This is a genomic window from Oceanobacillus alkalisoli (assembly GCF_021556485.1).
In the GTDB taxonomy this organism is placed as follows: Bacteria; Bacillota; Bacilli; order Bacillales; family Amphibacillaceae; genus Oceanobacillus; species Oceanobacillus alkalisoli.
Window position 1 is genome coordinate 1 of sequence record NZ_JAKGBW010000010.1, and the last position, 18001, is coordinate 18001.

Below are 18001 nucleotides of genomic sequence, written 5' to 3' on the forward strand. Positions count from 1 at the left end.
TGCGTTGCTTTATCCGGTATTAGCTCACGTTTCCGCAAGTTATCCCGATCTTACAGGCAGGTTGCCCACGTGTTACTCACCCATCCGCCGCTCGATCCACAATTCGTCACTCCGAAGAGATCTGAAATGTTTCACGCGCTCGACTTGCATGTATTAGGCACGCCGCCAGCGTTCGTCCTGAGCCAAGATCAAACTCTCCATAAAAGTGTTTGTGATTGATGACACCGTCATCTATTCTTAGCTTCAAAAATTGATTCAGGGATAAAAAGCTTTCGTTAGATCAATCCAACGTTTTACTTCTTACCTCTTTTTCATACTGGTTGTTTTGTTCAGTTTTCAAAGAGCAAATTTTGTTTGCCGTTTCTTAACGGCGACTTTTCCAATATAACATGGATGTAATATCCTGTCAACAACTATTTTTAATTTCTTGTCGCTAAATCGTTTGCGTTTGTTTCGCTTTTTGACGACGGTTATTAATGTACCATGAGACAAAACGGTTGTCAACGAAATATACAAAATCTAAATTGTCTTTTAATTACTATTTAACTCCTAAAAAAGTTTCTTCTATTTAATAGCAAAAATACTTCCTAAATTCATTTGCAACTTTTTTAGACAAATCCTTTTTCTTTGTTCCAAACCTGTCACGAATCCATAACCTTTTATTCCTCCAACGAAAAGAAAATATGCTATACTACAATGGAACGCTAAGGGAGGAATCTGAAATAAAATGGCACAACTTGTCTACTCGAGTAAAATAAATAAAATTCGTTCATTTGCTTTAATCCTAATTTTCGCTGGAATCCTACTCATGTATGTAGGTTTGATTTTCAAAAGCAGAGAATGGTTGATGGTTATCTTCTTCATATTCGGTCTGCTAGCAATCTTTGCAAGTCTTATTGTATATTTATGGATTGGCACACTCTCGCTCCGAGCCGTTCCGATAGTATGTCCGAGTTGTGAGAAACCGACAAAAATGCTTGGGCGTGTTGATGCGTGCATGCATTGTAAACAACCGCTCACATTAGACAAAGATTTAGAAGGTGCGGAATTTGACGAGAAATACAACAAACGGAAATATGCCAAACAAAAAGAGCAGGCATCCGATTAAAAAAGTCACCAGAGGAACGATATCCCTGGTGACTTTTTCATTTTATAATTAATGTTTTTCCGTTCCTACCGCTTTGCATTCCTCACATGTTCCATACAATTCCAGGCGATGATAGCTAATGTCAAAGCCAGCTACTTGTTCCGCCAAAGATTCTACTTCATCCAATGATGGATAATGGAAATCTACTATCTTACCGCAACTATTGCAGATAATATGATAATGCTCGGATGTAGTACAATCGAATCTGCTAGAAGAGTCTCCATAGGTCAGTTCGCGTACGAGTCCTATTTCTTTTAATACACGTAAATTATTGTAGACCGTTGCAACACTCATATTAGGAAACTTCCCTTCCAGCGCTTTATAGATTTCATCCGCTGTAGGGTGACTCATCGAACTTAAAAGATATTCAAGAACTGCATGACGTTGCGGAGTAATCCGGACGCCTGATTCTTTTAATGTATCAATCGCATCTCGCAGTCTTTTTTCAGACATCACAGCAACCTCGCTTTCAATAGATAATAGCATACAAATAATATTATTAAATAATAATCTTTATAATCAGTTTATCGTCATTTGCAGTTCTAGTCAATATAAGTAGCTTGAGAATAGTAAAAACTTATCAATCGAATGAATTTCATAATTAAAGTCGACTTTTCCATCACCATTTTGTAGTTGGGAACGAACCAGCTCAACTACATATGATGACGAGGAAGCATTAAATACGTATTATGAAATTCATTAAATCGTCTGTTAATTTCGGTTAATAACCTCGGTCCGGATTAATTTTATTGATGAGTTCACCATTTTTATTTTCATATACAGCAAGGTTCTTATGAAAAATTTCGAGTGCCCGTTTTACATACTCCGGAGACAGACCAGATAGATGCGGAGTGATCGTAATATTTTTTTCTTTCCAGAAGCCATGTTCTTTAGGTAGTGGCTCCTCTTCAAATACATCCAGAACAGCGTGGTCTATTTCTTCTTCCCGAACCGCTCGTAGCAAATCATCTTCAATCAGTACATCTCCGCGGCCCATATTTAAGAATACAGCCGATTCTCTCATTGCTTTAAAATGATTATAAGTTAAGATCTGTTTCGTTTCTGCGGTGCTCGGCAGAACAGAAACGATTAAATCTGCTTGAGGTAAAGCTCGCATTAATTCTGTTGCTCTATAAACTTCATCAAAATGCTCTGTCGCTTTTCCGCTCCGGGAAACTCCGATTACGTTCATATGAAATGCTTTCGCCAGTCTTGCAGTTTCACTGCCGATTGCACCTGTTCCAAGAATTAGTAATGTTTTCCCTGTAATTTCTCGAATCCTTACCCCTTTATCCCACTCGGAATGACGTTCGTTTTCAATGATTGTTTTCGCATTGCGATATACTTGAAGAAGCATCGCAATTGCATATTCGGCCATTTGTGTCTTATGGATGCCTCTTGCATTCGTTAAAAGGATTCCCCTTTCTTTCAACTGCTCAAACGGAAACCCGTCCACCCCGGCGGAGAGGCATGCAATCCATTTAACGTTCGGTGCTTTAGCAAGAAACTCTTCCGTTACATCATTTCCATATGTAACATATACTTCCGCCTCGTCCAACTGTTTTTCTATATCTGCAGGCTGTTCACCAAAAACAAACTGCTGATTTGGAAATGTCTCAGTTAATTTTTTCTGATGCTTGCTTGAAATTTTAGCTGAAAATACAATCATGAAACTTCCCCCCTCATCCCATCAATTCTATTTTATCCTTGTACCTCATCCCGTAAATACTCGAGTGCCTCTTCCACATGCCCTTTCACGCGGACTTTCCTGTATTCCTTTAATAACTTTCCTTCTTTATCGATAATAAAAGTGGAACGTTCGATTCCGTAATATTCTTTACCGAAATTCTTCTTCAGCTTCCACACATCGAAAACTTCTGCCAACTTATGTTCCTCGTCTGCCAGTAATTCAAATGGCAGTTCATGTTTATCAATAAATTTCTGATGTCTTTCTACCGGATCGGGACTGACCCCGAGAATTACTGCGTCCAGTTCACCGAATTTCTCATGATTGTCTCTAAAATCGCAAGCCTGCGTTGTACAGCCAGGCGTCATATCTTTAGGATAAAAATAAAGAATGACATATTTCCCTCTATAATCGCTCAAACTGATCTCCTCACCAGTCTGATTCGGTAATGTAAAATCATTAACTACTTTTCCAACTTCAACCGTCATGAAAATCCCTCCATCTCATTTTTAGCAGTGTAACCCGCTCTAAGTCTTCCACTACAAACTTCAGCAATCCCTTCCATTCTAAGCAGAAGTTTTAACAGCTAGTATCGAACTAACAATCCGTGAGTATTGAAAAAAACCACGGAATGAAGTTTCACTTTAAACTCACTATATCATAGACAAGAGCCGGATTCCTTAAAAAATGCTTTTCTAATTATGTACGAAGCGTTAATGTTTGATATAGTAAGTAGGCATCTATTCATTATATGTATCACCGTAATTACTCATGAGCAGGAGGCGTAAGAATGAATTATCAAACATCAGAAAAATTACATCAAGAGGCTTTAGAACATATCGTAGGCGGAGTGAACTCCCCTTCCCGGTCTTATAAAGCGGTAGGCGGTGGCTCACCTGTCTATATGGAACATGCACAAGGCCCTCATTTCTACGATGTCGACGGAAATAAATATATTGATTATTTGGCGGCTTATGGTCCCATCATTACAGGGCATGCACACCCGCATATAACGAAAACAATCCAAGAGCAAGCGAGTAAAGGTGTGCTTTACGGAGCACCAACAAGTCTTGAAAATAAATTTGCGAAAATGTTAAAAAAGGCTATTCCTTCCCTTGAGAAGGTACGGTTTAACAATTCAGGGACAGAGGCCGTCATGACAACGATCCGTGTCGCTCGTGCGTATACGGGCCGAGATAAAATCATCAAATTCGCTGGATGCTACCATGGACATTTTGATGCAGTTCTCGTTGAAGCAGGATCTGGTCCATCCACTTTAGGAACACCAGATTCAGCAGGCGTACCACAAACAACGGCAAATGATGTCATTACCGTCCCTTTTAATGATTTAGCAGGACTAAAAGAAGCATTAGAAAAATGGAAAGATGAAATTGCTGCCGTTCTTGTGGAACCGATAGTCGGGAACTTCGGAATCGTCACACCTCACGACGGCTTTCTTCAAGGTGTAAATGACCTTGCCCACGCAGCAGGGGCACTCGTTATTTATGATGAAGTCATCTCTGCATTCCGCTTCACTTATGGAAGTGCCCAACAAGTGTACGGTGTCGAACCGGATATGACAGCAATGGGTAAAATTATCGGCGGCGGCTTGCCTATCGGTGCTTATGGCGGACGGAAAAATATTATGGAGCAAGTTGCACCACTAGGACCTGCTTATCAGGCAGGTACGATGTCAGGTAACCCGTTATCCATGGCTGCAGGGATTGCTTGCTTGGAAGTGCTTCAAGAAGAAGGGGTTTACGACAAGTTGGAAAAACTTGGTGCCCAACTTGAAGCAGGTATTTTAGAAAAAGCGGAGAAACATCAGATTGACATTACAATCAATCGTCTGCGCGGCGCATTAACGGTATTCTTCGGTACAGAAGAAGTGACAAACTATGCAGAATCCGAGGCAACCGACGGCGAGGCTTTTGCGAAGTTCTTCAAACTGATGCTACATGAAGGAATAAATCTTGCCCCATCGAAATACGAGGCTTGGTTCCTAACGACCGAACATACGGAAAAAGATATTGATGACACAATCGCAGCGGTTGATCGGGTCTTTGAAAAAATGAAATAACAAAACAGGAAGAAATCCTTTTACAGATTTCTTCCTGTTTTTCTATAGTTTGACTCCATTATTTAAATTCTGGATTTCGTATAAATCAAAGTAACTTCCTTGTTTCCTCATTAACTCTTCATGGGAACCTTTTTCTACGATTTCACCGTTTTCGATAACGACAATCGTATCGGCGTGCGTGATTGTAGCGAGGCGGTGGGCTACAATGAATGTCGTGCGCTCTGCAGCAAGTTTTTCCATTGTTTCCTGAATTAATGATTCACTTTCAAGATCAAGTGCTGATGTTGCTTCATCGAATATGAGAATTGGCGGGTTCTTCAGGAATACACGGGCAATTGCGATTCGTTGTTTTTGTCCACCGGATAATTTGACCCCACGTTCACCGACTAATGTGTCGTAGCCTTTCGGGAGGTTCATAATAAAATCATGGGCATTCGCAGCTTTAGCCGCTTCGATTACTTCCTCGTCCGTTGCATACGGATTACCCATCCGGATATTCATTGCAATCGATTCACTGAATAAAATATTGTCTTGTAAAACCATACCAATATTATTCCGTAATGAGCGGGCTTTTACATCCCGAATATCCATGCCATCAACTCGGATTTCCCCACCGGTTACATCATAAAAGCGTGGGATTAAGCTTATCAATGTTGATTTCCCGCCACCACTCATCCCCACAAATGCAACAGTTTCCTCTTTCTCCACTTTGAGGTTAACATTTTTCAGTACTTGTAATTCATCCTCATCATAATAGAAGGAAACATTGTCGAATTCTAACGTACCATCTACCCGGTCCAATTGTTTAGCTTCGTCTTTATCCGTTATATCATATTTTTCATTCATGAATTCGAACACCCGGTCAATCGATGCAACCGATTGGACGAGGACGGTCGAGGAGTTCACTAAACGGCGGAGCGGGCTATACACCCGGTCCATGAATCCGACAAAGGCAACCATTGTACCGACTGTCACGCTTCCATTAATCACCTGATAACCTGCAAAAGCAATAACGAGCAGCGGTGCAAGGTCTGTTATCGTATTTGTGACGGCAAAGGTTTTCGCGTTCCAGTCCGTATGTTCGAGTGCTTTATTCAGAAAGCGGGAGTTCCGCTTACCGAATTGCTCTTGTTCATAATCTTCTAATGCGAAACTGCGAGTGACAGGCACTCCTTGAATTCGTTCGTGAAGATGTCCTTGTACTTCTGCAAGCTTCTGTGATCGTTCCCGAGTAAGCTGTCTGAGACGGGCATAGAAATATTTAATCGCAAAGCCGAAGAACGGAAAGAGCGCCATGGCAATGAGCGTTAACGGAATATCCATTGCGAACATGATTCCTAGTGCGATGAAAATGGTAATTAAATCCAACCATACATTCATCAAGCCAGTCATCACGAAATTCTTTGTTTGTTCGACATCATTTATTACCCGGGAAATAATCTCGCCGGATTTTGTCTTCGAATAATACTTTAAACTAAGCTTTTGAATATGATCAAAAAGCTTGTCACGAATATCAAAAAGAATTGTGTTTCCGACCCACTGCGCATAATATTGTCTAGCATATTCAATTGGTGGACGGATAATCAAGAATATCAGGAAGGCGATTCCCATTACCCAAAATAGTTGAGTAACCTTTTCGTCCGCGGTCATTGTCTCGACGTAAATAATATCGTCCAGTACATACTTAAGAATCAGCGGCATCAACAAAGGTATACCAAATTTTACAATCCCGATTATAATCGTCAGGAATATCTTCCATTTATACGGTTTTACAAACTCCATATATTGTCTAATACTACTCATGCAGTCATCTTCCTCTTATATGTACTATAAAGTGAAACTTCAATTTGTGGGTTTTTTCTTCATCCCTCGCTGACTATTAGCTGAACGAATCTTAGGTGTTAGCTCTCGTTTCTTCCCACCTAAACTTTCTCGAAAACCCTACAGTTTTGAGATGGGAGTTTTACGGGCGATTACACTGGGATTAATAATTGTTACCCTTCTATTGTTACCCTTTTTCCATTCGCTTGTAAAACAAAATGCCTTGTTACGAACTGTAACAAGACATCTTTCACCGACTTGATTTAGCGGTACGTGAGGTATCGTTCATACCAATTATCAATGAAATCAGGTGCAAAGGGACCTTTCTGCTGATGAATCCAGTGTTTCAGTAATTTCAAGTTCTTTTGTAGAATCCGATCGATTTCAATTGGATAATGCATTATTTTGCTGTGAAGACTATATTCATCTTCATCAAGCAAATGATATGTCATATCCGGAAACACTTTAACATCTAAGTCATAATCGATATACTTCAAGGCTCCATCTTCATAAATGAAGGGGGAACTAAGATTGCAGTAATAATGAATACCATTATCTCGGATCATACCGATAATATTAAACCAATGCTCAGAATGGAAATAACAGATTGCCGGCTCCCTCGTCAACCATACCCTCCCGTCACTTTCCTTTACCTTTGTACGATCATTTGCCCCGATTATTTCCGACTCCGTACCTTTTAACACCAAGCTGCTTTCCCATATGCGATGAAGTGTTCCATCATGCTTATAGCTTTGTATTTCTATTCTTGAACCAGGCTCCGGAGCAACCACTTGGATCAACCTTCCTTTATACGTTAATTACCTATTTCTTCTTATATCTAGTCTATTATAAAGGGTAGTATATAAAAGATAAAGCAAAAGAGCCCCCTGCTAATACAGGAAGCTCTTTTTTATCCAAGTTATTTTTTGTTTTGTTGAGACTTTTGGTTTTGCTTTTTCACTTCTTGTGCATCTGTTTCATCAGCAAACTCTGTCTCATATTGACCTTGTTGTGCCATTTGGTTTTGCTGTTTTACTTTTTGTACATTGGTGCCCGCCTTTGAGTTTTTAGGGTTGTTAGCCATCAATATCACCTCCGTAGTTGTTAATTTATCCATTTCTCGCAAGACTATACAGAGGAAAATATTAACTTTCGGCAAAATTTGAGGGCATCAACTGCCGCATAGCTAGAAACCGCGAATTCTTAAATGTGAAACAGGGAATGGAAGTTTTTTCATTTCGTCTGGACTCGCCAAACGTAACCGTTTATCCCCGACTTCAACTGCATCTGTTTCCGCTTCGTAAATTTCAATATCCCAAATCAGATGACTGAAAACATGCCTTAAATCACCATCTCGTTTACCGAGTTTTACTTCAACCCCATACTCCTCTTTAAACCAACTTGGAATATCCCCTGCAGCGACCTCACCTAAAGGTACCATTGGAAATTGATACATATTCGCAAGCAGACCTGTATCTGGTCGTTTTTCAATTAGATAATTGCCGTCCGCGTTTTTTACTTTCAATGCTGCATAAAATATTGGTTTTTGTTTTTTCGCTTTTGATTTGACAGGTAATTCACCCTGGGCACCGACTTCAAAGGCACGGCAATGTTCTTGTACCGGGCAAATAAGGCAAGCCGGGGATTTCGGTGTACAAATCGTTGCTCCAAGATCCATAATTGCCTGGTTAAAGGATGATGGATCTTCCTCTGAAATCACTTCCCTAACAACTATTTCGAAATGTTTCTTCGTTCGCGGGCGGGCGATATCATCATTAATTAATAACAGCCGGGAAAACACACGCATGACATTCCCGTCCACAGCTGGTTCCGGCTGGTTGAACGCTATAGAAAGAATTGCTCCTTGCGTATATGGACCGACACCTTTCAAGCTTCCCAATTCCTTCTTCTCATCCGGAACCGTTCCATCATAATTTTCCACGACTTCCCGAACCGCCGTATGTAAGTTTCTTGCCCGTGAGTAATAGCCTAACCCTTCCCATTCTTTTAATACTTCTTCTTCCGGAGCATTTGCAAGTGAATATACGGTTGGATATTTCTCCATAAAACGTTTAAAATAAGGGATAACGGTATCTACTTTTGTTTGTTGCAGCATGATTTCGGATACCCATATACTATAGGGGTCTTTCGTCTCCCTCCAAGGGAGCATGCGCTTATTTTCATGATACCAAGTTAGTAAATCAGAATTGAATGCTTCTATGTTAAAATTTTGTAAAATATCTTCTACCATTGTGCCACCTTCCTTTGGTACAATTGATTAATAATATTAAAACGATAGGAAGTGTCCTTATTATGGATACCGCTACACATATTGTAATGGGAGTATCACTTGCAGGACTTGCAACACTAGATCCTGCCGTACAGAGTGATCCAATGTTATTCAATGCCGTGCTTGTTGGAACTGTCGTCGGTTCCCATGCACCAGACTTTGATACAGTATTTAAAATGAAAGACAACGCTACTTACATCCGGCATCACCGGGGAGCAAGCCACTCGATTCCAGCCATCCTATTATGGGGACTGCTCGTTTCTGGAGGTATTTATTTATTTGTCCCGGAAGTGAGTTTCCTTCACTTATGGCTATGGACAGCCCTTGCCGTAATCATTCACGTGACGGTCGATTTATTTAATGCATATGGAACGCAAGCCTTTCGACCGTTTACGAATAAATGGATTGCGAAAGGGTTCATCAACACGTTTGATCCTTATATTTTCTCATTGAACGTTGTTGGAATCATCGCCTGGTCACTTGGGGCAAACCCCGCTTATACGTGGCTCACGATTTATACGGTCATTATCCTCTACTATATTAAACGATACTTGGACAAACGCGAAATCGTTCATAAAATCAAAGAACATTTTCCAGATACAGTAGAGATTGCCACTTCACCAACATTGAAACAGAATTACTGGCGGGTTGCAATTACGACGGAAAACCGGTTTTACGTAGGCAAGGTGGAAAATCGGCACATTGAAATTGTAGATGAATTCAAGAAGATACCGTTACCGGAAATACCGCTTATTGAAACCGCAAAAACGGATGATAACATTGCAGCCTTCTTAAATTTCTCTCCTGTTTATCGGTGGGAAATCAACGAATTCGATGCTTATACAGAAGTAAGACTGATTGATCTCCGATATCGCTCAAATGATTATTATCCATTCGTTGCCGTAGTGAAAATCAATCCAGATCTTGAAGTCATCAGTTCCTATACAGGCTGGATCTTCTCTGAGCATAAGCTGCAGCGAAAATTATATGTAAGTGATACACTCGCTTAATTTCAGTAGGAAAATTGGTTGTCACCAAGTTTTAGGTGACAACCTTAATTGCATTTGGGCAGTCCTATATTTTCTTAGCTGCCAAATAAGAACAGCAGGATGGCCTGCTGTTCTTTTATTTATCCACTTTTTTACCAAGTAACGCAATCGGCAATGCTTCAATTTTTTCATAACGTTCATTAAGCAGATTTATTCGGTATCCCCAAGCAAAAATACCATCTATGTATTCAATCAGAAACCGGAAACCTGGCTCCATCTTCAATTGATAAATTTCTTCTGGTTTGAAATCAGCAGGATTCATCGTATAGGAAATGGCAACCTGCATTTTTCTCTCATTAATCTGCACCTCCGAAATATTTCCGAGCTGCTCCGCTTTCTGTGCTTTTTCCTTTAATTCTCCGATTTCTTTATAGAGCTGCTCCACAGAGTAATCACTATATCGATAATTCATTTTGCTCTCCCCCTATCCTTCCTCTAGCTTACCAATTTTTTCACCGGGAAGGGAATAATCTAACTCCGAGCGGGAAAAATTGTTAATCCTGTTCCAACTGCTCCTCGATAAACCGCTCAATTAAATCGAATGAAAATCCTTTCCGGTACAAACCTTCTTTGATTTTATTCCGAAGCTCATATCCAGTAAATTTCGCTCCATGTCTCCTTACTAACTTCTCACCTTGGTAAACAAGTGCATTCCATTCTTCATCTGCGTCCCGTTCACCGAAAAATTCGGATGCAACATCCTTTACAACATCTCGGGAAAAGCCTTTTTGCATCAAGTTCACTTGCAATTGCTCCATCCGTTTCCGAAAAGCGTGTTTGGAGGACTGCCGGAGTTTCTTTTCCGTAAACTTATATGCCTTATCGTATTGCTCTTCATACGTATATATCGGGATGACATCTGCAATAATTACAGCACTGACACCTTTTTCTCTTAATTCTTGTTCAATCAGTTTCGGACCTTTCGATGAGGTGTTCATTCTGGTTCTGACAAACATTTCAGCAAATTCCTTGTCATTAAGCAGTTTTTCTTTCGTCAGTCGCTCGATGATTTTTTCTATATATTCGGGTTCTACTTCCTTTTTCATTAAATAGTTATAAATTTCTTTTTTTGTCCGCATTCGGTAGCTTAAAAAATGGATACACTGGGTATAAAACTGATAGAGCTTTTCTTTTTGCGTTATCTTCTTGATTGTCTCTTCGTTCAGTTCCAGTCCTTTTCGCAGTCTGAATTCAATCAGTACGGCTTCATCGACACCGAAGGCAAAAGCTTCACCATTTCCATCATCAAGGAATATATTATAACGGCTCGCATTTTTCTGTTGCGTTGTAATTCGGGTAATTTTTTTCAAAATGCTTCACCCCTTCCATCTTATTTTATCATGAAAAACATCGTATACAACTAATACTCATGCAAATCGTAAAACCTTGGAGGGATATTATGAATTTTCTTATCACTGGTGCGACTGGATTTATCGGAAGGCACTTAACAGACCAACTGACTCAAAAAGGACATCAAATTTACGCCCTGACACGCTCTCCGAATAAATACGAAGATAAAGATCACGTAACGTATCTTTCTTATGATGTGAATCCAAAAGAGCTCCCGACGATTCACGGTGTCATTAACCTTGCCGGTGAGTCGCTATCCGGCTACTGGACGAATGCAAAACAAAAAGAAATCAGATACAGCAGAATCGAAGTGACAAGGCATATCGTCAGGCTTGTGCAGCAGTTAAAAGAGAGGCCAAAAGTATTCATTAATGGTTCAGCAGTCGGCTATTATGGAACATCGACCGAAATGATATTTACAGAACAAACAATCGAAACAGGAGATGATTTCCTTAGCTCTGTCGTTGTCGACTGGGAAAATGAGGCGAAGCAAATCGAATCAACAGGTATCCGAACCATATACGCACGCTTTGGAATTGTGCTCGGAAAAAATGAAGGTTCCCTCCCTCTCATGGAACTTCCTGTAAAATTATTTGTTGGAGGAAAAATCGGTGACGGAGAGCAGTGGATTTCTTGGGTTCACGTGGAAGATGCAGCACGCCTCCTTTCTTTCTGTCTGTTCGAGGAAACTATTAAAGGTCCTGTAAATATTACCGCTCCCGCACCAAAGCGGAATAAAGACTTCTACCAGACACTGGCACGAGTATACAAGCGTCCACTTTGGCTTCCGGTTCCCCGACTGTTTATGCGAATTGCACTTGGTGAAATGTCAGAAATCATTACGAAAGGACAATTTGTTTATCCCAAGAAGGCAATAGATTGTGGTTTCACTTTTCATTATCCGAAATTACCAGAGGCTCTCGCAAGCTTGAGATAAAGGCGTTTATTCTTTTAATTACGGCAGAAAAATCAGACGGAAAATAAACGAAATCCGTTAAAAATTTTTAATAATATTTTTTTAAAAAAACCATTCACATTTTGCAAAATCCGGTGTAGAATGAGTTAAGTAAATTGATTGCATCCTGCAGAAAAGAGATGACAGCTAACCGCATTTCGTACAATCTGGAAATTAAATAGGGAAGGCAAATGGTGCGCCACCAGTATGTTCTTACTGGTTCTAGTGGGTTCGATTCCCACCCCGAATTTTTGTTTATCGCAAGTTTCAGGCGTAATATTGTGAATAAAAATTCGTGGGTAGGATTCAAGAGGATCACTAGGCTTATTAGTGGCCGCACTTTGGACAATACCCACCTGAAATAAAGGAGGGTTTTTTTATGCTAAAAATGCGTGAATTACATGAGGTGCCAGTTCTGTATGAATTGATGACACATCCTGAAGTATTTCCCTATGTTAGACAAAAAGCCGACACATTAGATGAATTTTATTTTGTAACAAGACAGACGATTGAATCCGAACAAAACCGGGAGCTGATTTCGCGAACGATTCTGGATGAATTCGGGCAGCCGATCGGCACAATTAATTTATTTGACATTGAAGAGAATCATGGATTTCTCGCCACTTGGATTGGTAAGCCTTATTTTGGCAAAGGGTATAATCGCGAGGCAAAAGATAGGTTCTTTGACGAATTATTCTTTACCCAGGGGATTGACGGCATATTCATGAAGGTGCGTAAGACGAATATCCGCTCTATGAAAGCCGTGTTAAAACTTCCATATATCGCATTAGCTAATGAAACCTATCCTGAAGTGTTTGCGAAAATCAATCCGGATGAGGAGATTTACGATTTATTCGTTATATCGAAAGAGAGCTATATCTCTTATAAACAATTCGTGCCTGTGGAAGCAACAGCCAGTGATATAGAAGTTTCGTAAGTATTTTTAAATATAAAAATAACCAAAGCTGTTTCAGATGATGTCTGGGCAGCTTTGGTTTTATTTTCTTCCCCATTAAGTTACTACATTGGATTTTCCTTACCTAATTTAAACTTTTTCAGTGCTTTCTCCAATGCTTTTTCCTTCGTATGCTCAAACGCATATACCGTTTGTATACCCGAACTCTCCAAGTCCATTGTCGCTTGCCAGATAAGACGCTTCTCTACCTCTTCAAAATAGATAATGGTTGTCGTTTTATCCATCACTTCTATTTCTATTCTTTGCTTATTAAACATAGTCCGCAATAGAAAGCTTTTCGTATAACTTGAGATGAATGGATGATATAATACCATGCAACCTAGTGACAAAGTCTCACCCCCTTCGTTCCAATCAGGAACATATTATCATATGTTATGTAAACGAACAAGCGTAGCGCAACTTTCGCCTATTTCGCGTGATACCATATGTATTATCTAAAACGATAATGTCATTTTAAAAAAAGTAGTGATGCCTAAATGATTGAACAAATCGCTTATAATATAAAATTTTTACGGGAGCAAAAAAACTGGACCCAGCAAAAGCTCGCTGACCAATTAATGATTTCCCGCTCCACGGTGACGAAATGGGAAAATAGCCAGCTTACTCCTGATATCCAGAGTCTCATCAAGCTCAGTAGTGTATTTGATATTACACTTGATAATCTTGTTGGGAATTACACACACCACAAAGAATTGATGAAGGAATTTAAACGGATTTATCGTTCTAAATCGATTGAATTCGATGACGAGGCAGTTGAACTTGTGGAATATATGATGAAGTTCCCTGAACTTAAAGAACAAGTTTACCGTCTGCAGCAATTATCAATCAAAAAACAAATGTCGATTCAAAAGCTGCTTAGAAGCTTGATCGATCAATATGAACAAATTTGAAAAAAGAGAGCAGGAAAATTGCTCTCTTTTTTATTGTCTAATATTTTATAAAATATAAATACTGGGATAAGTGAAATCGCTAGAACTAGCCACGTCCGGCTCCAGCGCCCAGCAACTAGCAAACTTCACACTCCTCCAATCGATAAGTCAACATCAACTCACTATCGTTCGTTGTGTTTCCTTTATCTCTTTCCGGAGTGCTCCGGTTTGTACGTTGCTAAACGGGCGCTAACGCCTTTGTTATTGTTTAAAATCCGTTTGTCTGTTATATTAGTAGTATAACAGACAAACGAATGGGACAGTTGCACTGACCCCGTGTCCCAGTGAAAGGTGGGTTTGTGTATGTTTTTGGAACTTGATATGGCTGGGGATAAGCCGATTTACGTTCAGTTGAAGGAGCAGGTTATTGAGGGTATTGCGCGGGGGAGTTTACGCCCTGGGGATGATTTGCCTTCTGTCAGGGCACTTGCTGCTGATATTGGAATTAATCTGCATACGGTGAATAAAGTCTATCAGCAGCTGCGGCAAGAAGGATATATTCAGATTCACCGGAGCAGGGGTGTCATGATTCACCCGGACGGCTTTATTAAAGCGGACAAAACGTACCGCACAAATCTTAAAGCAACTTTACGCCCCCTTATTGCGGAAGCGATCGTTCGCGATTTAAGTGCAGAGGAGTTCACTCGCTTATCTCAAGAAGTATATGAACAAATTCTAACGAAAGAAGGTGGAGAAAATGAATGAGTTCCTGTTCCCCATTATCGTTTTAACAATCTTTATTCCAGTCGTATTGACCCCCTACTGGACACGGAGGACGGAAAGCTTTGGAGTTACAATTCCGCAGAAGATTTATCCTAGCGACGAACTAAAGGAAATGAGAAAACAATATGCAGGCTACACAAGTATATTTGCTCTGCTTCTGTTAATCGTTTTATTCATTTTAAGCCGGAACACATCTGTTCAGGAATTGGGAATCCTGTTAACCATCATCACCCTTCTATATTTAACAGCCAGCTTTCTCATTTATTTGAAATTCCACTTTCAGATGAAAAAACTAAAAGAAAAAAGAAATTGGAATGAAGGAAAAAGCCAGCGACTTTTTATTAGTACAAATTTCCACCAGGATAAATTAAGATATTCAAATCTCTGGTTTCTAATCTCTTTCTTCATTACGTTTATCGTTATATTTTTTACCTTTAAAAATTACCATTTGCTTCCTGAACGAATTCCAATGCAATATGATTTCTCTGGCGAGGTAACTTCCTGGGCGGACAAATCTTATCGTTCGGCACTGCTCTTTCCGGTTCTAATGCTTTATATGACGTTAATCTTTCTATTTGTCAATACAATCATCTCTCGGGCAAAACAACAGATAGATAGTGAAGATCCTGAAAAATCATTGAAACAAAATGCAATGTTCCGGAGAAGATGGTCGCTTTTCACCATTATCGGCGGTATATCTCTAACCTCGCTATTTGCATTTGCACAAGCCAGTCTATTTTTCAACTTCAGCCCTGCTGTATTCATGATTATAACACTCGGCTTTACAGTCTTGTTCATTGGTGGATCTATTTACCTTTCCTTCACCACGGGTCAAGGCGGGAGCAGAATCAAGCATGGCACAATGAGCAAGGACGGGAAAACAATTAATCGCGATGACGATAAATATTGGAAGCTTGGTGTCATTTATTTTAACAGGAATGATCCTGCACTCTTTCTTGAAAAAAGGTTCGGTGTCGGGTGGACGATTATCTTGCTCGACCTTTAGCATGGATGACACTTCTTTTGATTATCGGGCTCGCGATTCTTATTCCACTATTATTCAGTTAAATTGGAGGGGTAATTATGAATCAACTTGCAATGGACTCTCTTAATTTAGGATTGATTTTACCACTATTTTTCATCCAAGGAATCTTAATTATCGTAGCGGTTTTTGACTGGATCAAACAAGAAGAAAACGTCCGAGGCAACCGTTGGGTATGGCTAGTTATCATCTTAGTTCTCACTATCGTTGGTCCGATTCTATACTTTATCTTTGGAAGGAGAAGATGATGAGCATCCTTACCGTAACAGGCTTACTTAAAGCGTACAAAGATATGACTGCTGTACGGGGTGTGGATTTCTCCCTCTCTGAAGGGAAATGCATTGCACTCATTGGTCCAAATGGCGCCGGGAAAACGACGATCTTACGGATTCTTGCTGGACTGCTGAAACAGACGGATGGCGATGTTACTTTTTCCGGTAAAGAAGCAAATGCGGATATTCGTGAATTTATTGGCTACCTGCCACAATACCCTGTTTTTCCTAGTTGGATGACAGCACGTGAATTTCTGCTTTTCAGTGGAGAAATTGCAAGCCTCCCAAAAGAAGAAGCAGCGAGACGTGCGGAAGATTTAGCAGAACAAGTTGGCATTAAAGATGCACTCGACAAACGGATTAGCGATTTTTCCGGAGGGATGAAGCAGCGTCTTGGAATTGCCCAAGCGATCATCCACTCTCCCGAGCTCCTGCTGCTTGATGAACCAGTTTCATCCCTTGACCCAATTGGTCGGCGCGACGTATTAACCTTACTTGAAAGATTGAAGAAGGAAATGACGATTCTTTTCTCGACTCATATTTTAAATGATGCCGAAGAAGTTTGTGATGAGCTACTCTTGCTTCATCAAGGAGAAATCATGGAAGCAGGCTCGATGGAAGCATTGCGGCAAAAATATCAGACCTCTGTCATTGAACTTGAATTTCAGGAAAATCCTGAGCAATACCTCGAGAAGTTAAAAAGTCTGCCCGGAATAATGGACTGCAAACTTGAAAGGCAAATTATAAAAATTCCCGCAGCTGATATCGCCGAGGCGCGAAAATGTATTTTCCAAACTGCAACAGAGGAAAATTGGCCGATTATCGGTTTTAATTTAAATCGGGCCTCTCTTGAAGACCTATTTATGAAGGCGGTGAAGCAATGAGACAGTGGCAAACACTTGTGAAAAAAGAACTGATTGCGAGCTTCCGTGACAAGAAATGGATTTGGGTACCGCTCGTACTTATTCTCCTTGCCGTCATGGATCCCGTATCTAATTATTATTTGCCGCAAATTCTTGAGTCCGTCGGGGGACTCCCGGATGGTGCAGTGTTCGAGATGCCTGAAGTAACCGCGACTGACGCAATTGGGATGAGTATGGGACAACTCAGCAGTCTCGGTGTGTTGATTTTCGTTCTTATTTCGATGGGTACGATTGCTGGAGAAAGAAAATCAGGTGTTGCTGAACTCATCCTCGTAAAACCGATATCCTACACGACTTATATTATGAGTAAATGGACGGGATTACTGGCGCTTGTGCTTGTGTCATATGTGATAAGTATGCTGTTTGCCTGGTATTATATTGGGCTACTCTATGCGTTTATTCCTGCAGGAGATTTTATATTCCTTTTATTCTTTTACGGGCTCTGGTTTATTCTCGTCGCTACATTGTCGATATTTTATAATACCGTGTTCAATTCTCCCGGACTCGTCGCCTTTGGAACTATTGCAACAATCATTGTGCTGAGCGTCATTACAAGCTTGTTCGGACAAAAATTAAATTACAGTCCGAGTAATCTCTCAAACCACGCACTCAACTATTTACAAACCGGCAAGATTCAAGGAGCATTAATCGGGTCAGCAGTAACAACTATTATCATTAGTGCTCTGCTTCTTGTTTGGAGTATTTATATTTTCCAGACGAAAGAGCATGCATCATAGGTTGCACCTTTATCACTCAC

General features: G+C 40.2%; 21 protein-coding genes and 1 rRNA gene. 11 read left to right on the forward strand and 11 right to left on the reverse strand.

Annotation, left to right across the window (positions count from 1 at the left end; genetic code table 11):
• A 16S ribosomal RNA gene (locus LZD48_RS10660) occupies nucleotides 1–204 on the reverse strand; the annotation flags it as partial.
• Nucleotides 205–727: 523 nt separating this feature from the next.
• Here LZD48_RS10660 and LZD48_RS10665 point away from each other — a divergent pair.
• On the forward strand, nucleotides 728–1108 hold the full coding sequence (locus LZD48_RS10665) for a YgzB family protein (RefSeq protein ID WP_235762736.1): 381 nt from the start codon (nucleotides 728–730) through the stop codon (nucleotides 1106–1108).
• Between the two features lie 48 nt (nucleotides 1109–1156).
• Here the strand turns inward: LZD48_RS10665 and perR are convergent, their stop codons facing one another.
• The 3 genes from perR to bcp form a co-directional block, all read right to left on the reverse strand.
• The gene (gene perR, locus LZD48_RS10670) at nucleotides 1157–1600 is read right to left on the reverse strand and encodes a peroxide-responsive transcriptional repressor PerR (RefSeq protein ID WP_235762737.1); all 444 of its coding nucleotides are present in this window, start codon (nucleotides 1598–1600) and stop codon (nucleotides 1157–1159) included.
• Nucleotides 1601–1868: 268 nt separating this feature from the next.
• Complete coding sequence (locus tag LZD48_RS10675; protein ID WP_235762738.1) at nucleotides 1869–2816, reverse strand: D-2-hydroxyacid dehydrogenase; 948 nt, start codon at nucleotides 2814–2816, stop codon at nucleotides 1869–1871.
• Nucleotides 2817–2848: 32 nt separating this feature from the next.
• Entirely contained in the window at nucleotides 2849–3322 is a 474-nt protein-coding gene (gene bcp / locus LZD48_RS10680) for a thioredoxin-dependent thiol peroxidase (RefSeq protein ID WP_235762739.1), read from the reverse strand.
• Nucleotides 3323–3624: 302 nt separating this feature from the next.
• On the opposite strand from bcp, the gene LZD48_RS10685 reads away from it, so the two are divergent.
• Entirely contained in the window at nucleotides 3625–4914 is a 1290-nt protein-coding gene (locus tag LZD48_RS10685; protein ID WP_235762740.1) for a glutamate-1-semialdehyde 2,1-aminomutase, read from the forward strand.
• Nucleotides 4915–4956: 42 nt separating this feature from the next.
• Here LZD48_RS10685 and LZD48_RS10690 read toward each other — a convergent pair whose 3' ends face one another.
• From LZD48_RS10690 to mutY, 4 genes are all read right to left on the reverse strand, one after another.
• Complete coding sequence (locus LZD48_RS10690; protein ID WP_235762741.1) at nucleotides 4957–6717, reverse strand: ABC transporter ATP-binding protein; 1761 nt, start codon at nucleotides 6715–6717, stop codon at nucleotides 4957–4959.
• Between the two features lie 281 nt (nucleotides 6718–6998).
• Complete coding sequence (gene ntdP, locus LZD48_RS10695; protein WP_235762742.1) at nucleotides 6999–7526, reverse strand: nucleoside tri-diphosphate phosphatase; 528 nt, start codon at nucleotides 7524–7526, stop codon at nucleotides 6999–7001.
• Between the two features lie 128 nt (nucleotides 7527–7654).
• The gene (locus LZD48_RS10700; protein ID WP_235762743.1) at nucleotides 7655–7819 is read right to left on the reverse strand and encodes a gamma-type small acid-soluble spore protein; all 165 of its coding nucleotides are present in this window, start codon (nucleotides 7817–7819) and stop codon (nucleotides 7655–7657) included.
• 102 nt (nucleotides 7820–7921) lie between these two features.
• Entirely contained in the window at nucleotides 7922–8986 is a 1065-nt protein-coding gene (gene mutY, locus LZD48_RS10705; protein WP_235762744.1) for an A/G-specific adenine glycosylase, read from the reverse strand.
• Between the two features lie 62 nt (nucleotides 8987–9048).
• Between mutY and LZD48_RS10710 the strand changes: the two genes are divergently transcribed.
• A complete protein-coding gene (locus LZD48_RS10710; RefSeq protein ID WP_235762745.1) occupies nucleotides 9049–10035 on the forward strand; it encodes a metal-dependent hydrolase in 987 nt (328 codons plus the stop codon).
• 115 nt (nucleotides 10036–10150) lie between these two features.
• Here the strand turns inward: LZD48_RS10710 and LZD48_RS10715 are convergent, their stop codons facing one another.
• A complete protein-coding gene (locus LZD48_RS10715; protein WP_235762746.1) occupies nucleotides 10151–10486 on the reverse strand; it encodes a YfhH family protein in 336 nt (111 codons plus the stop codon).
• A gap of 82 nt (nucleotides 10487–10568) precedes the next feature.
• Complete coding sequence (gene recX, locus LZD48_RS10720) at nucleotides 10569–11384, reverse strand: recombination regulator RecX (RefSeq protein ID WP_235762747.1); 816 nt, start codon at nucleotides 11382–11384, stop codon at nucleotides 10569–10571.
• An 89-nt stretch (nucleotides 11385–11473) separates the two neighbouring features.
• On the opposite strand from recX, the gene LZD48_RS10725 reads away from it, so the two are divergent.
• Together LZD48_RS10725 and LZD48_RS10730 are read left to right on the forward strand one after the other, a co-directional pair.
• On the forward strand, nucleotides 11474–12361 hold the full coding sequence (locus LZD48_RS10725; RefSeq protein WP_235762748.1) for a TIGR01777 family oxidoreductase: 888 nt from the start codon (nucleotides 11474–11476) through the stop codon (nucleotides 12359–12361).
• Between the two features lie 397 nt (nucleotides 12362–12758).
• Nucleotides 12759–13316 carry a GNAT family N-acetyltransferase gene (locus LZD48_RS10730; protein ID WP_235762749.1) on the forward strand — a complete coding sequence of 186 codons (558 nt, stop codon included), beginning with the start codon at nucleotides 12759–12761 and terminating at the stop codon, nucleotides 13314–13316.
• Between the two features lie 83 nt (nucleotides 13317–13399).
• On the opposite strand, the gene LZD48_RS10735 is transcribed toward LZD48_RS10730, so the two are convergent.
• A complete protein-coding gene (locus tag LZD48_RS10735) occupies nucleotides 13400–13684 on the reverse strand; it encodes a hypothetical protein (protein ID WP_235762750.1) in 285 nt (94 codons plus the stop codon).
• A 147-nt stretch (nucleotides 13685–13831) separates the two neighbouring features.
• On the opposite strand from LZD48_RS10735, the gene LZD48_RS10740 reads away from it, so the two are divergent.
• The 6 genes from LZD48_RS10740 (at nucleotide 13832) to LZD48_RS10765 (ending at nucleotide 17981) form a co-directional block, all read left to right on the forward strand.
• Nucleotides 13832–14245 (forward strand): helix-turn-helix domain-containing protein, encoded by a 414-nt coding sequence (locus tag LZD48_RS10740; RefSeq protein WP_235762751.1) that lies wholly within the window; start codon nucleotides 13832–13834, stop codon nucleotides 14243–14245.
• A 342-nt stretch (nucleotides 14246–14587) separates the two neighbouring features.
• Nucleotides 14588–14989, forward strand: coding sequence for a GntR family transcriptional regulator (locus LZD48_RS10745; protein ID WP_235762752.1), 402 nt, complete (start codon nucleotides 14588–14590; stop codon nucleotides 14987–14989).
• A complete protein-coding gene (locus LZD48_RS10750; RefSeq protein WP_235762753.1) occupies nucleotides 14982–16013 on the forward strand; it encodes a DUF1648 domain-containing protein in 1032 nt (343 codons plus the stop codon). The genes LZD48_RS10745 and LZD48_RS10750 overlap by 8 nt, the downstream gene beginning before the upstream one ends.
• A 77-nt stretch (nucleotides 16014–16090) precedes the next feature.
• The gene (locus LZD48_RS10755) at nucleotides 16091–16297 is read left to right on the forward strand and encodes a PLD nuclease N-terminal domain-containing protein (RefSeq protein WP_235762754.1); all 207 of its coding nucleotides are present in this window, start codon (nucleotides 16091–16093) and stop codon (nucleotides 16295–16297) included.
• Entirely contained in the window at nucleotides 16294–17205 is a 912-nt protein-coding gene (locus LZD48_RS10760; protein WP_310739808.1) for an ABC transporter ATP-binding protein, read from the forward strand. The genes LZD48_RS10755 and LZD48_RS10760 overlap by 4 nt, the downstream gene beginning before the upstream one ends.
• A complete protein-coding gene (locus tag LZD48_RS10765) occupies nucleotides 17202–17981 on the forward strand; it encodes an ABC transporter permease (protein WP_235762755.1) in 780 nt (259 codons plus the stop codon). Before LZD48_RS10760 ends, LZD48_RS10765 begins: the two co-directional genes overlap by 4 nt.
• Nucleotides 17982–18001: the final 20 nt, after the last annotated feature.

What these genes read in the sequence shown, in the direction of transcription:
- LZD48_RS10700 (WP_235762743.1), bottom strand. Translation starts at nt 7,819, where the DNA reads ATGGCTAACAACCCTAAAAACTCAAAGGCGGGCACCAATGTACAAAAA.
- mutY (WP_235762744.1), bottom strand. Translation starts at nt 8,986, where the DNA reads ATGGTAGAAGATATTTTACAAAATTTTAACATAGAAGCATTCAATTCT.
- LZD48_RS10685 (WP_235762740.1), top strand. Translation starts at nt 3,625, where the DNA reads ATGAATTATCAAACATCAGAAAAATTACATCAAGAGGCTTTAGAACAT.
- LZD48_RS10750 (WP_235762753.1), top strand. Translation starts at nt 14,982, where the DNA reads ATGAATGAGTTCCTGTTCCCCATTATCGTTTTAACAATCTTTATTCCA.
- LZD48_RS10675 (WP_235762738.1), bottom strand. Translation starts at nt 2,816, where the DNA reads ATGATTGTATTTTCAGCTAAAATTTCAAGCAAGCATCAGAAAAAATTA.
- LZD48_RS10760 (WP_310739808.1), top strand. Translation starts at nt 16,294, where the DNA reads ATGATGAGCATCCTTACCGTAACAGGCTTACTTAAAGCGTACAAAGAT.
- LZD48_RS10755 (WP_235762754.1), top strand. Translation starts at nt 16,091, where the DNA reads ATGAATCAACTTGCAATGGACTCTCTTAATTTAGGATTGATTTTACCA.
- LZD48_RS10665 (WP_235762736.1), top strand. Translation starts at nt 728, where the DNA reads ATGGCACAACTTGTCTACTCGAGTAAAATAAATAAAATTCGTTCATTT.
- LZD48_RS10745 (WP_235762752.1), top strand. Translation starts at nt 14,588, where the DNA reads ATGTTTTTGGAACTTGATATGGCTGGGGATAAGCCGATTTACGTTCAG.
- LZD48_RS10730 (WP_235762749.1), top strand. Translation starts at nt 12,759, where the DNA reads ATGCTAAAAATGCGTGAATTACATGAGGTGCCAGTTCTGTATGAATTG.
- perR (WP_235762737.1), bottom strand. Translation starts at nt 1,600, where the DNA reads ATGTCTGAAAAAAGACTGCGAGATGCGATTGATACATTAAAAGAATCA.
- LZD48_RS10715 (WP_235762746.1), bottom strand. Translation starts at nt 10,486, where the DNA reads ATGAATTATCGATATAGTGATTACTCTGTGGAGCAGCTCTATAAAGAA.
- LZD48_RS10710 (WP_235762745.1), top strand. Translation starts at nt 9,049, where the DNA reads ATGGATACCGCTACACATATTGTAATGGGAGTATCACTTGCAGGACTT.
- LZD48_RS10740 (WP_235762751.1), top strand. Translation starts at nt 13,832, where the DNA reads ATGATTGAACAAATCGCTTATAATATAAAATTTTTACGGGAGCAAAAA.
- bcp (WP_235762739.1), bottom strand. Translation starts at nt 3,322, where the DNA reads ATGACGGTTGAAGTTGGAAAAGTAGTTAATGATTTTACATTACCGAAT.
- LZD48_RS10725 (WP_235762748.1), top strand. Translation starts at nt 11,474, where the DNA reads ATGAATTTTCTTATCACTGGTGCGACTGGATTTATCGGAAGGCACTTA.
- LZD48_RS10690 (WP_235762741.1), bottom strand. Translation starts at nt 6,717, where the DNA reads ATGAGTAGTATTAGACAATATATGGAGTTTGTAAAACCGTATAAATGG.
- LZD48_RS10765 (WP_235762755.1), top strand. Translation starts at nt 17,202, where the DNA reads ATGAGACAGTGGCAAACACTTGTGAAAAAAGAACTGATTGCGAGCTTC.